Here is a 13346-nt window from a genome sequence, read left to right on the forward strand (position 1 = left end):
GATTTAGTCAATCAGTCAAATTATTCATGTAGGATTTTATAAATCGTCCGCGCCAGAACCTCTCCCAATCCAGGTACTAACATCAACTCTTTTTCCGATGCTCTAAGTACGCCTTGTATCCCACCAAAATGCGTCAATAAATCACGACGACGCTTTGGCCCAAGTCCTGGAATAGCTTCTAACACAGAGCTACTGCGACGTTTATCGCGCTTGGCACGATGCTTGGTAATTGCAAAACGATGCGCTTCATCACGCACCTGTTGAATGAGGTGTAGCGCTTTATGATCTTCTGGCAGCTGAATCTTGGTGCCATCGGTAAAATGTAGCGTTTCCAAACCAGGCTTACGACCTTCACCTTTAGACACTCCGATCATAAAGGCATCCAGCTCTAGCTCTTGCATAACCTCCATCGCCATATGTAATTGCCCTTTACCTCCATCAATGAGCAGAAGATCAGGCAACATATTCTTTTTATAGCGACGGATCAGCGCTTGCCGCATTGCAGCATAATCATCGCCCCCGGTAATATCCTGAATGGCAAATTGACGATAGTCTCGCTTTCGTGACCCACCTTGATCGAACACAACACAGGAAGCAATTGGTGCTTCACCCATAGTATGACTAATATCAAAGCATTCAATCCGATCAATCGGACGCCCCACCACCTGTTCAAGCTGATGAAAGCGTTCTGTTAATTCTAAATGATTACTGAGCTTACCTTTAATTGCATGCTGTACATTCATTTGAGCCAACTCTAACCATTCGGCTCGAGTCTCACGTACTTTATGCTTGATCTGTACCTTTTTATTAAAGGTTTGCTGTAAAGCTTCTTCCAGTTGTTCTTGATCTGGTACATCAACATTTACAATCAGCTCTGTCGGCACTTCATCGGCAACTTGGAAGTAGAAATTCGCCATAAAATCACTGAGCATCTGTCCCAAATCATCACTCAGCATATCGGGGAAATAACTTTTACCACCGAGCATGCGTCCATTACGCACATACATAATTTGGACGCAAGTCACCCCAGCTTGATAAGCAATCGCCAGAATATCGGCTTCACCTTTGATTTTAAAAACCGCTTGCTGTGCCTGTACTTCACGAAGTAAAGACAAACGATCTCGATAAAACACCGCTTTTTCAAATTCCAGTGCTTCAGCCGCTTGTTCCATTTTTCCAATTAGCTCTTGATTTAGCTCTTTGGTATCGCCTTGAAGGAAGCGAATGGAGTTATCAACATCTTCTTTATATTCTTCAGGACTAATTAAGCCAACACAAGGTGCAGTACAGCGTTTAATTTGATATTGCAGACATGGGCGTTTGCGCTGCGAAAAATAGCTGTTTTCGCACTGACGCACATTGAACAGCTTCTGCAATACCAATAAGGTGTCACGTGCACTATAAGCACTTGGATAGGGCCCAAAAAACTTACCAATTTGATGCTTTCCCTTACCACGTCCACTAGCGATACGCGGATAAGGCTTATCTGACGAGACAAAAATATAGACGTAGGATTTGTCATCCCGCAACATAATGTTATAAGGTGGACGATGCAGCTTAATCAGATTCTGCTCAAGCAATAATGCTTCAGTTTCTGAACGTACCACCAAGCTTTCAATATCATAAATACGGGCAACCAATGCCTGCGTTTTAGGATGTTCAATGGTTTTAACAAAATAGCTCGATACACGATTTTTTAGATTTTTGGCCTTGCCTACATACAATAATTCCCCATCCTTACCCAGCATTTTATAAACGCCAGGTAACTGAGTCATATGCGCCAATATTTTTTCAATGTGTTCTCGAGCGTTTGGGTTCACTAGTCAACTTTGATCATCAGTAATCTCTTGATGATGTAGTCTGTACCAATGAATTTCAAGCCTCATGCTGCGAAATCCATCTATTGAGTCAATATAATCAATGCCAAGTTAAAAGACTTTACTTAAAACTTTATCTACACTCTTAAATGCAGACTCATTAAAGAAATCACAGGCTAGCTCATTTGTTGGGGAAATGGGATTAACTTCTCTAGTTGTATGGAAAAAACCCCAATGCTCTTTCCCTTGATAATGAACTCTCGTATTAGCTAAATTAAACTCAACATCAGACTCAAAGACTGTCCAAGCCGCATTTTGCCAAGTCCCTTGATTTTGAACGTTATTACTCGTGCTGACATGCTCAAGATTTTGTGTTGGATAAGACTCAATATAATCTTGAGTACTCAACTGAACTTGTTTTTGCCAACATGTTGCACCTGAAGAAAATTTATCTTGTGTAGGCAATATTAATGCCTGAATAATTTCTAAAGTGGTGTCGCTAAAAAAAGATGAGGCTGATGCCTGCTTCAGAAAATAACGCATATAATCTGATACATTTAAGCCTGATAAATCAACCTTCTTGAGCTGATAAGTGAGTTTAAATGTTGTTTTCTGGTCTAAATTATAAGGTTCGTATTCTAAAATCGTATCACTAAAGGTTGCTTTACGACCTATGATATAATCACCAGTTGTATTCTGTGGTGGAAATATTGTTGATATTCCATCTTTGGTTATAAAGTTACGTAACGCCTCTGTTTGCAGTGTTGGTGTTTCAGTATAACTTACTAAAAGATCACTATTTTTATTAACTTGATAGAGTTTCTTGGTTAACTTATTCGAGGAATTTTTCGTAGCAAAATCATAACTATAAAATCCCTGATTTTTACCAGTACCGAAACTATCATCATTCTCATCCGTACATGCCACTAAACTTAAAATAGCTATACATATCAATAATTGTTTTTTCATTATGTATTCTCATGACTACAAATTGAGCTAATTATCTTATTTTATATCATTTGATACAACCAAACTGAGATTACAACCATGATTGCAAAGTGGAAAAAGCCCTAAAATCTTTTAGATTTCAGGGCTAAATATATTAAAATTCGATCTTAGCTTAAAACACATAAGGACGAATAAAAATAAGGAAAAACAAACCGAGCATGATGAACCACTTCAAGAAGTAATATAGAGAACGATTCGATGCTTTTAATGCTTTCGCTTTAATACGAATTTGGTAAATATAACCAAAAGCTTTATTCAAACCGCCTGTTTGGTCACCGGCTTCATTCGGTGAACTCGCAGCCGTCATCACACTTTTACCAAACCAGTGATTAAACTTCTCCATAAAGCGAGTCTTTAATGGACGCTCTACATCTGCGAAAAAGATAATCCGGTTTTGGTCAGTGGTATTTTCAGCATAGTGGATATAGGTTTCATCAAATACGACACTTTCACCATCGCGCCAAGAATAACGCTCACCATCGACATCAATAAAACAGCGATCATCGTTGGGTGTGATTAAGCCTAAATGGTAGCGTAATGAACCTGCATATGGGTCCCGGTGACGAACCAAACGGCTATCTGGTGCTAGTTCAGTAAACATTGCAGCTTTAATCGTTGGCAAAGTCTTTAGCAATGCTGTTGTTTTTGGGCAAAGCTCCGCAGCTGATGGATGCGCTGAGTCATACCATTTTAAATAGAAACGTTTCCAACCTGTTTTAAAGAATGAGTTAAAGCCCAAGTCATCATAACTACTCGATGCTTTAATCCCACCTTTGTCATATAAGGCTTTTGCTTCATCACGAATCATTTCCCAATTTTCATCTAAAACTTTTAAGTCCTGGAAATGTTGGGTATCGATGTACGGTTGATTCGGCACTTTGGAAAACATGTACATTAAAAAGTTAATGGGTGCGAGAATCGTAGAATGGTCAAAAAATTGACGATAAAACGAATGCTTCACTTTCCCACGACGCTGAATATACAGTGCAGAAATGATAAAAATCGCTAATATGATCCACTTAATCATAGACTATTGCTTTAGCTTTAAAAAAATCAGCACTATTTTAACACCGTATTTATTGATTCAAACAAGAATTGCATAATTTAAATAGATCGACAGGTATGCGGTGCTCCTCATACCTGTCTAAATGAAACTTATTTTTTAACTTTACTTAGAACACTATCCTTAGATTTTGCTGCTTCTGCATTGTAATAATTACATTGGCTACGCATTTTTGCTTCAACTGATGCCATGAACTGATCTTCTTTTGCTTTACCTAAAGGAACGACAACATCCTGAAACCACGCAGTCTTTCTAAATTGACTTTTTAGCTCCTCAACAAGTTCATCGCTCTTCCATTCGGGTTGTTGAGGAAATGCTTGATATACCTTACTCTGGTATTCCAATGCGAACTGGTAATATTGCGGTTCAGATGGATTATCATTTTTATCCAAGAGAGAGCCTATTTTTATTTTTCCCCACACCTCTATATCGGGGACTGCTTGAGCAGTCCTACCTGCTTTAAACTCCTGATCAGCCCAATCCTGTAAAATCTTGGCATTTGGAATTTCATACGACTCATTTGGCCCAAACTCAAAAAAGACTTGATTCGAGCTGACTCCTTGTTGTTGTAAACACTTTGCTCCGCGTGGAAATGTGTCCACTATATTGACCAACTGACTCGGTATGGCACCTAAATTAGGCGAACCGCCATTCTTGACTTCGAACTCATACATAGAAATCAGTGCTGGAGCAAACTGATCAACAATCCGTAATCCTTGAAGGTCAATTTCTTTCACCTTCTGAGTAATTTTTAGATCTTTAAAGCCAGCCTGATTATATGGTGACGTGACCCATGCTGTTGAACTCATTGAATGGATAAAACTATCTCGGATACCCTGCGCAGCATTGTAAGTCTGCTCTGTTTCAGGAATATATAATCCATCCTTTTGAGTTACATAATGATTATAAAAGATAGGATTTTTAGTTTTTTCAAGCAAAATTCCTTTCTGAATATTCCATTCAGACTTATCAAAATCCAACGAGTCTTGACCATAATCAATATCAATTGCATAGCTAAATAATTTAGCTTCCCCGTTCGGGAAAAGCTCAGCCTTAACTTCATTTGGATTAGAAGATGAATTATTACCAGAGGATGAGTTATTTTCAGCGGAAGAAGAGCCTCCTCCGCCTCCACAAGCACTCAACATTACTGAAATTATTGATAAAACTAGGAATTTATTTTTTAACATAATTTTACTTTCCAGAACATTTTTATAACACAAAGATTATCTAAGAATAAAAAAAAGACAAGCCTTTCTGTCTAATACTTTTAAATTGTCCTAAACTATTTAATAAATATTTTTTCTTTGTTATTAAGTCTCACCATTAGAGTTAAAAACCTTGTTGTATCAATTTCATAAAAATCAGCATTCATCATTAAAACAGCCTTCTTTAGCATCAGGTGATAAGCACCTCATCAAAAACTGCGGACAGAAGCAACCCAAAATCATAAAAAACAAATATTTTCAAAAAGATAAAGTGAAAATTATATATAACTAAACAATTGATGACCCTAGCGTCACGGCTTGATACAACTTGTTATGTCCTTTTTGGATATAGTTATCGTAAGATTAGCGAAGCTTTTTTGTGTGCTTAAGCGCACACACGCTTTATGACATCCACTCAGAATCCTCCACAACAAGGGAGATCAGGCATGATCCACGCTGGCAATGCCATTACCGTCCAAATGCTTGCGGACGGAATTGCAGAATTCCGCTTTGACTTACAAGGTGAGTCGGTTAATAAATTTAACCGTGCAACCATCGAAGACTTCCAAGCAGCGATTGCTGCAGTGAAAGCCAATAACGATATTAAAGGCTTAGTTGTTACCTCTGGCAAATCAACATTCATCGTTGGTGCTGATATCACTGAATTCGGCCAAAACTTCGCTGCGGGTGAGCAAGCGATTGTTGATTGGCTTATGCCTGTACACGAAATCTTCAACAGCTTTGAAGATTTAGATCTACCGAAAGTTGCTGCGATCAATGGTACAGCGCTTGGTGGTGGTTTTGAAATGTGCTTGGTGTGTGACTATCGTGTGATGTCAGAACAAGCGCAAGTGGGCTTACCAGAAATCAAATTGGGTATCTATCCTGGTTTTGGTGGTAGCGTACGTTTAAGCCGTGTTATTGGTATCGACAATGCCGTTGAATGGATGGCAATGGCGAATCCTAAAAAACCAGCTGCTGCACTAAAAGATGGTGCTGTAGATGCGGTTGTTGCTGCTGACAAATTACAAGAAGCTGCGGTTGACTTAGTTAAACAAGCGATTGCTGGTCGTTTGAACTGGAAAGCAAAGCGTCAAGAAAAATTAGACGCAATCAAGTTGAACCCACTTGAACAAATGATGGCGTTCAATACAGCGAAAGGTGCGGTTCTTGCGAAAGCAAACCCTGCTCAATACCCCGCTCCAAAATTATTGCTTGATTCATTACAAGCTGGTGCAAGCTCAACACGTGATGACGCGTTAAAAGCAGAGGCACAAGGTTTTGCAAAAGCAGCGATTACGCCACAAGCCGGTGCATTGATTGGTTTATTCATCAATGACCAAGTGGTGAAGAAAACTGCGAAAAAATATGAGAAAGGTGCTCACCCTGTTAACCAAGCAGCTGTATTAGGTGCAGGTATCATGGGTGGTGGTATTGCTTACCAAGCGGCAAGCAAAGGCACACCAATCATCATGAAAGACATTGGTAACCCACAACTTGCATTGGGTATGAAAGAAGCGAATGGCTTGCTGACCAAGCAAGTTGAACGCAAGAAAATGAAACCTGCGCAAATGGGTGAAACACTGGCTCGCATCCGTCCAACTTTAAGCTATGACGAGTTTAAAGAAGTGGATATCGTGATCGAAGCCGTGACTGAAAATCCAAAAGTCAAAGAAATCGTTCTTGCTGATACTGAAAAGCACGTTCGTGAAAACACGATCATTGCATCTAACACCTCTACGATTTCAATTACTCGTTTGGCGAAAGCATTACAACGTCCTGAAAACTTCGTTGGTATGCACTTCTTTAACCCTGTACACATGATGCCACTTGTAGAAGTGATTCGTGGTGAAAAGACTTCTGAAGAAGCGATTGCAACAACTGTTGTTCTTGCTCAAAAAATGGGTAAAACACCAATCGTTGTTAACGACTGCCCAGGTTTCTTGGTTAACCGTGTATTGTTCCCTTACTTTGGTGCATTTGACCTGCTTGTAAAAGACGGTGCAGATTTCCAACAAGTTGACAATGTGATGGCAAAATTCGGCTGGCCTATGGGTCCTGCATACTTGATCGACGTTGTTGGTATCGATACAGGTGTTCATGGCGCAGAAGTGATGGCTGAAGGTTTCCCTGACCGTATGAAGCCAGACTACAAAGGTTCTATCGAAGCGATGTACGAAGCAAAACGTCTTGGTCAAAAGAATGACGTTGGTTTCTACAAATACGTATTAGATAAGAAAGGCAAGAAAGCGAAAACTGTTGATCCAACAGCATACGAAATTATTGCACCGTTCGTTACTGGCGAAAAACGCGAGTTTGATAATCAAGAAATCATTGACCGTATGATGCTTGCTTTCTGTAACGAAACAGTTCGTTGCCTAGAAGACAACATCGTTGCAACTGCTTCTGAAGCAGACATGGCGATGATCATGGGTGTAGGTTTCCCTCCATTCCGTGGTGGTCCATGCCGTTACATCGACCAAACAGGTGTTGCTGAATACGTTGCGCTTTGCGACAAATATGCACACTTAGGTAAGGCTTATGAAGCGCCACAAATGTTGCGTGACATGGCTGCTAACAACACAAAATTCTACGGTTAAGGAGCGACGTGAATGGCTACTTTAAATCCACGTGACGTTGTGATTGTTGATGGCGTTCGTTCTGCCATGGGCAAATCACGTAACGGTATGTTCCGCAATGTACGTGCCGACAGTTTATCTGCTGAATTAGTACGTGCACTTGTTGCTCGTAACCAGTTTGATACCAATGAAGTTGAAGATGTAATTTGGGGCTGTGTAAACCAAACTTTAGAGCAAGGTATGAACATTGCTCGTAACATTGGTTTATTGGCTGATATTCCAAAAACTGCTGGCGGTCAAACAGTAAACCGTCTTTGTGGTTCTTCAATGCAAGCAATCCACACAGCTGCTGCACAGATTGCAACCAACCAAGGTGATGTATTCATCATTGGTGGTGTTGAGCACATGGGCCACGTTGGTATGATGCACGGCATCGACCTTAACCCAGAAGCATCTAAACACTATGCGAAAGCATCGAACATGATGGGCTTAACAGCTGAAATGTTAGGTCGTATGAACGGTATCTCTCGTGAAGAACAAGATGCTTTCGGTGTTGAATCTCACCGTCGTGCTTGGGCTGCAACTCAAGAAGGTCGTTTCAAAAACGAAATCATTGGTGTTGAAGGTCATGATGCAAATGGCTTCAAAATCCTTTGCGACATCGACGAAGTAATTCGTGCTGATGCGAACCTTGAAGCATTCCAAGCATTGAAACCTGTTTTCGATCCTAAAGGTGGTTCAGTAACAGCAGCAACTTCATCTGCGCTTTCTGACGGCGCATCTGCAATGTTATTGATGTCTGCTGAACGTGCGCAAGCATTGGGTTTAAAACCACGTGCCGTGATTCGTTCAATGGCGATCGCAGGTTGTGATGCTGCAATCATGGGTTACGGTCCAGTACCAGCAACGCAAAAAGCACTTAAACGTGCCGGTTTGACCATGGCGGATATCCAGACTATCGAGTTAAACGAAGCATTTGCTGCTCAAGGCTTATCAGTGATGAAAGGCTTAGGTGTATATGACAAGCAAGACATCATCAACTTGAATGGTGGCGCGATTGCATTGGGTCACCCATTGGGCTGTTCTGGTGCGCGTATCACTACAACCTTGTTGAACGTGATGGAACAACAAGATACACAAATCGGTCTTGCGACCATGTGTATCGGCCTTGGTCAAGGTATCGCGACTATTATCGAACGTGTTTAATCGACACTGAGATAAAAAGAAAAATCCTCGCACTATGCGGGGATTTTTCTTTTAGAGGAGATAGAAGTACTAACGTGGGATCAAATTATTTTGAGAACCATTGAGTGCATCTCTATACTGTTGTTGTAATCTCAAAATATCATCAACATTAACCTTAATGGTGCCATTCCGAATCCCATCAACACTATTCCGATTAATATTAAGTGGTTCTAGGATTTTAAATAGACCATTGGTTGGGTCAGAAGATTGAAAACCCGCTGCAACCGCTAAAATATATTGCTGCAGCATAGGCGAAAGCTGAGACATGTCTGGCTGTGCCTGCATCGGTTGATAGTTCACGATCAGTGGACTTTCGCTCACACCAGCATTCTGCATATCATTATGAACTTTATAGACACGATGTTGCAGTGCTTGGCGGACTTGCTTATCTTCCTGATAAGGCACAAATCCCACTTCTTCACGTAATTCAGATTCAGCCATTACACGAATGGTTGGTAATGAAGTAACTTCTGCTTCATTCGCATAGGCCATCGGCAAACCTGTAAAAGCCAATATAGTGATCAGGACGGATCGTTTTAGGAAATTCATCTCTTGCTCCAAACATCCCTCATCCATAAGAAGATCGAGTTAAATAAAAGCGTCTACTTAATAGGCTACAACAAAGTGATGTTTGATTCAGTAGAGGTCAGATAAACGGTAAATATCAATCAAAGTTTGAACCTAAAATCAATTAGATTTAAGCCATTAGTTCCATTCTATAATAGGAAAACAAAACACAAACTCTTATATATAAATTTCTAATGTGCCAATATTTCCTTTAGATACAGAACTAATTGTGTAAATTCACTATAACCATCCTCTGCTAAGAAATGACCTGCGTTAGCAACAACGGTATAAGGTATCTTAAATTGTTTTGCTAATTTCAGACTCAATTCAGGCGGGACATAAGCATCATTGTCAGAAATAAACAGATGATTATTTACAACATTCTGAAAATTAAATTTAAGATTTTGACTGGTTAGAATATAAGAGTTGAGTTGTGGCAAAGCGGGTAAAGTTTCAGTAAAACCCGACACCAGCACAATACCTCCAACCTGTGAGGGATTCCGCTTAGATAGAAAATTTAATAACGTGATACCACCTAAACTATGGGCGACAAAATAAGTATTTCTATCTATCACATGAATATTCTGTTCCAAAGTTTGTTGCCACGTCTCTACATCTGGCTGCATCGGATCAGGTAAAGATAAAATCGTTACCTTCGTATGGGCATCCTGTATCTGCCTTTGAACGGACTCAAACCAATGGTCATGTACTGTAGCCCCATAGCCAGGCACAATATAAATATGTCGTTGTGGAACGTCTTGCTGAGCCGTATATCCCAACATTGAAATACACCATAATCCAATCAAACCAACCATTTTTTTCATTCAAATCGACCACAGTTATATTGCTTAAAAGCTATGCTAAACTATGACACCAATGTCAGGGTCAAGTCGTATTTATGAATCTTGCAAAAGTTGCCAAATTGACTCAAGTCAGCCCTCGTATGCTGCGTTATTATGAGAATCTAGGACTGCTACAACCCAAACGGACTGCAAATAACTACCGAGATTACAGTCAAAAAAATATTGAAGATATTCATAAGATTAAAATACTGAATGATGCAGGCATGAACCTAAAAGACATCCAAGTGCTATTACCATGTTTTGATTTAGCAGATCGCCGTTTTAGTTTATGTTCAGTTGTATTGTCGAAACTAGAAAATGAACTTAAACAAGTGGATGGACAATTAAGCAAATTACAACGATCGCATGACTTGTTAAAATCTTTTTTAGATCATGGTACAGTTGAATCAAATACTTAGGATCATAAAGATGAAGGATATAATAAAAACGACGTTCGCTATCACGTTGTCGAGCATAGTTATTACAGGCTGCGCTACTTCAACCCTGATCAAGAAAGACAATCGCAGCTATACTCGAACCACAAAAGTGACCTTGGTCGAAGACAACGTAGTGGCTTTTGGTCGACCAGCACAAAATGCTGCAAATTTACCGAAAGACAGTATCGTCATTGCAGGTCAGAAAAACAGTTATATCCTCACTCAGGGCGGTGCACAATTCGTCACTCTCATCAGCAAACTTGATCCTAAAAACATTCAAATCACTCGAGACCTCAATTTCTATTCAGAAAAAAATGACGGCAATTTTTCAGGTACTTTGCCGCTTAGTTATGTGAAGTTAAAAGAAGACCTCAGCAAGAAAGACCTTGAGTTCTTTATTGAAAATGGCGCCAAAGAATGCTCGTCCTCAAGTGATGAACGCATGCAGGCACAACGCTTCTGTTTTGATCTTAAATTGAAAGGCGTGGTCTATCCAGCAGCAAACAATCTCACCTCGTTAAAGCCCTTAAGCAAGGCTTATCAAGTCACAATCTATACAAACAAAGAAGAAAGTTATAAATCCAAATCTGGCTTGAATCCTTTTGAAAAACTGGTGCTGCTGCCTTTTGCAGTCGCGATTGACGTGGTCAGCCTTCCTTTCCAAGCTGCGGATAAGATTTTTGATTAACGCTACAAAATAAAGCCTTCTCTAACAGGATGATGAAGTGACTAACTATGTGTTTCCTCTTCATCATCCCCTTCAAAGGTCTTGGAAATCTTCTCGATATTAAGACTCTTCGCCATCGCATCAAAGATGTTCTTATACACCCCTTGTTGCTGATAGAGCTGATGATGCTCACCATGTTCCACGATCATGCCATCCTGCATCACATAGGTATAATCCGCATCTATAATCTGCGACAAGCTATGCGAGATGATAATCACGGTCCGCCCCTGCTTGATCTCATCCAAACTATGTTTGATCTGTTCAGTTGCAATGGCATCCAGACTGGCAGTCGGTTCATCCAGAAAAATAATCGGTGGATTTTTCAGAAACATACGTGCAATAGCAATCCGTTGTTGCTGACCGCCAGAAAGCAATAAGGCATCGGATTGATAGGCCAGCGGTAACTTGAGAATCTGCTCATGAATCGAGGCTTTTTTTGCAGCAAGGATAATTTCATCCTGTGTTGCATCCATCTTGCCGTAACGGATATTTTCCTCAATCGTTCCCTGAAAAATATGATTCTTTTGCAGTACCAGACCAATATGGTCGCGTAGATATTGGGTATCGATCTCGGTCAATGAACTCCCATTGAGTAGAATTTCACCAGACTGAGGTAAATAAAATTTATCGAGTAGACTAATTAAGGTTGATTTACCTGCTCCCGACAATCCAACCAACGCGGTAATCTTATTCGGCTGAATAGTTAAATTAATATCTTTCAGCGCATGATAGCCATTGGGATAGAAAAAATTCACCTGCTTGAGTTCAAACTTACCTGTCAGGGGCTGAGGTTTCAATTCTCCAGAAGTTTCAATTTCATCATCGGCTTCTAAAATTTTGAAAAAACTTTCCGCATAAATCATCGCATCATTCACTTCATCATAGATTCGATGTAGAGAGCGAATCGGTGCTGAGACATTATTGAATAGCAGAATATGAAACATGATCATACCGATGCTCATATCACCGACCAGAACAAAATAGGCCGTTAAAATGATAATGAAGACGACACCAATCTGCTCAATAAAGGTTTTTAAACCATCAAACAGAAAGCTCAGTTGGCGAGTACGCATCTGATCATCGGTCAGTTGTTTTTGTAAGGTCAGCTGTTTTTCCGCTTCAATTTGTTCACGGTTAAAAGACTTAATCACCGTGATCGACTGAATGATACTTAAGGTACCCTGACTTTTACGTTCTCGACCATCACGTAAATTACGTCTTGTCCCACTGAGTTTTTGTGCCTGCTTAAAGGTGATCCAGAAGTAAATTGGCACGATACTCAACGCCACCAATCCAATCCAGAAGTTGGCGTAGAACATCAGACACAGCGCAATAATTGCACTACTAAACAACGGAAAAATATCAATAAAGAAGATCTGTACCAATCGGGTAATCGAACCAATACCTCGATCAATTCGAGTCTGTAATTTTCCTGCCTGATTGTCATCTTGGGTAAAAAAAGCCAGACGATATTGTAGAAACTTCACGATGATCGACTGTGCGACATCCTGTGAGATCAGAATCCTTAATTTTTCACCAAAAAATTTCTGCCCAAACTGAATGAAAATATTCAGCACTTCTTTGCTCAATAAAATCACGCTGATGGTAATCAGGATATGCCAACCTGCATTTAAGCCCAGCCCTGACTCAACCACGGCATTGATCTGATCGACCGCATATTGCAAAGTTAATGCATTGACTTGTGCCGTTAAGGCACCGATCAAGGTCAGCACAAGCGTCACCGCAACCAGCCACTTATAAGGAAGTACAAAAGGTTTAACTTTATGAAATAACTGCCATAGATTCATATTCTTCGACGTCTACCTGTGCTAAGTCTGCAATGCCTGTGCGTT

Annotated in this window: 11 protein-coding genes; 4 read left to right on the top strand and 7 right to left on the bottom strand. The window is 40.1% G+C overall.

Annotation, left to right across the window (positions count from 1 at the left end; genetic code table 11):
* Positions 1-20 precede the first annotated feature (20 nt).
* The 4 genes from uvrC to FPL17_RS12530 form a co-directional block, all read right to left on the bottom strand.
* Positions 21-1820, bottom strand: coding sequence for an excinuclease ABC subunit UvrC (uvrC, locus tag FPL17_RS12515; protein ID WP_159885350.1), 1800 nt, complete (start codon positions 1818-1820; stop codon positions 21-23).
* 108 nt (positions 1821-1928) lie between these two features.
* Positions 1929-2786 (bottom strand): hypothetical protein, encoded by an 858-nt coding sequence (locus tag FPL17_RS12520; RefSeq protein ID WP_159885352.1) that lies wholly within the window; start codon positions 2784-2786, stop codon positions 1929-1931.
* A 151-nt stretch (positions 2787-2937) separates the two neighbouring features.
* Positions 2938-3852, bottom strand: a complete 915-nt coding sequence (gene lpxO, locus FPL17_RS12525) for a lipid A hydroxylase LpxO (RefSeq protein WP_005154856.1) — start codon at positions 3850-3852, stop codon at positions 2938-2940.
* A gap of 128 nt (positions 3853-3980) precedes the next feature.
* On the bottom strand, positions 3981-5078 hold the full coding sequence (locus FPL17_RS12530; protein ID WP_159885354.1) for a hypothetical protein: 1098 nt from the start codon (positions 5076-5078) through the stop codon (positions 3981-3983).
* A 464-nt stretch (positions 5079-5542) separates the two neighbouring features.
* Between FPL17_RS12530 and fadB the strand changes: the two genes are divergently transcribed.
* Together fadB and fadA are read left to right on the top strand one after the other, a co-directional pair.
* Positions 5543-7696, top strand: coding sequence for a fatty acid oxidation complex subunit alpha FadB (gene fadB, locus FPL17_RS12535; RefSeq protein ID WP_078197576.1), 2154 nt, complete (start codon positions 5543-5545; stop codon positions 7694-7696).
* Positions 7697-7708: 12 nt separating this feature from the next.
* Complete coding sequence (fadA, locus tag FPL17_RS12540; RefSeq protein WP_159885356.1) at positions 7709-8881, top strand: acetyl-CoA C-acyltransferase FadA; 1173 nt, start codon at positions 7709-7711, stop codon at positions 8879-8881.
* A 69-nt stretch (positions 8882-8950) separates the two neighbouring features.
* Here fadA and FPL17_RS12545 read toward each other — a convergent pair whose 3' ends face one another.
* The gene (locus FPL17_RS12545; protein WP_159885358.1) at positions 8951-9469 is read right to left on the bottom strand and encodes a hypothetical protein; all 519 of its coding nucleotides are present in this window, start codon (positions 9467-9469) and stop codon (positions 8951-8953) included.
* Between the two features lie 209 nt (positions 9470-9678).
* Positions 9679-10311: an RBBP9/YdeN family alpha/beta hydrolase gene (locus FPL17_RS12550; protein ID WP_159885360.1), complete on the bottom strand. Its 633-nt coding sequence runs from the start codon at positions 10309-10311 to the stop codon at positions 9679-9681.
* 74 nt (positions 10312-10385) lie between these two features.
* Between FPL17_RS12550 and FPL17_RS12555 the strand changes: the two genes are divergently transcribed.
* Together FPL17_RS12555 and FPL17_RS12560 are read left to right on the top strand one after the other, a co-directional pair.
* Complete coding sequence (locus tag FPL17_RS12555) at positions 10386-10748, top strand: MerR family transcriptional regulator (protein ID WP_151715590.1); 363 nt, start codon at positions 10386-10388, stop codon at positions 10746-10748.
* 10 nt (positions 10749-10758) lie between these two features.
* On the top strand, positions 10759-11454 hold the full coding sequence (locus tag FPL17_RS12560; RefSeq protein ID WP_159885362.1) for a YidX family protein: 696 nt from the start codon (positions 10759-10761) through the stop codon (positions 11452-11454).
* 41 nt (positions 11455-11495) lie between these two features.
* Here FPL17_RS12560 and FPL17_RS12565 read toward each other — a convergent pair whose 3' ends face one another.
* Positions 11496-13301, bottom strand: a complete 1806-nt coding sequence (locus FPL17_RS12565) for an ABC transporter ATP-binding protein (protein ID WP_159885364.1) — start codon at positions 13299-13301, stop codon at positions 11496-11498.
* Between the last annotated feature and the right edge of the window lie 45 nt (positions 13302-13346).

This window comes from Acinetobacter dispersus, assembly GCF_009884975.1.
Taxonomy (GTDB): domain Bacteria; phylum Pseudomonadota; class Gammaproteobacteria; order Pseudomonadales; family Moraxellaceae; genus Acinetobacter; species Acinetobacter dispersus.

What these genes read in the sequence shown, in the direction of transcription:
- FPL17_RS12560 (WP_159885362.1), top strand. Translation starts at nt 10,759, where the DNA reads ATGAAGGATATAATAAAAACGACGTTCGCTATCACGTTGTCGAGCATA.
- FPL17_RS12520 (WP_159885352.1), bottom strand. Translation starts at nt 2,786, where the DNA reads ATGAAAAAACAATTATTGATATGTATAGCTATTTTAAGTTTAGTGGCA.
- FPL17_RS12530 (WP_159885354.1), bottom strand. Translation starts at nt 5,078, where the DNA reads ATGTTAAAAAATAAATTCCTAGTTTTATCAATAATTTCAGTAATGTTG.
- FPL17_RS12565 (WP_159885364.1), bottom strand. Translation starts at nt 13,301, where the DNA reads ATGAATCTATGGCAGTTATTTCATAAAGTTAAACCTTTTGTACTTCCT.
- fadA (WP_159885356.1), top strand. Translation starts at nt 7,709, where the DNA reads ATGGCTACTTTAAATCCACGTGACGTTGTGATTGTTGATGGCGTTCGT.
- FPL17_RS12545 (WP_159885358.1), bottom strand. Translation starts at nt 9,469, where the DNA reads ATGAATTTCCTAAAACGATCCGTCCTGATCACTATATTGGCTTTTACA.
- FPL17_RS12555 (WP_151715590.1), top strand. Translation starts at nt 10,386, where the DNA reads ATGAATCTTGCAAAAGTTGCCAAATTGACTCAAGTCAGCCCTCGTATG.
- fadB (WP_078197576.1), top strand. Translation starts at nt 5,543, where the DNA reads ATGATCCACGCTGGCAATGCCATTACCGTCCAAATGCTTGCGGACGGA.
- FPL17_RS12550 (WP_159885360.1), bottom strand. Translation starts at nt 10,311, where the DNA reads ATGAAAAAAATGGTTGGTTTGATTGGATTATGGTGTATTTCAATGTTG.
- lpxO (WP_005154856.1), bottom strand. Translation starts at nt 3,852, where the DNA reads ATGATTAAGTGGATCATATTAGCGATTTTTATCATTTCTGCACTGTAT.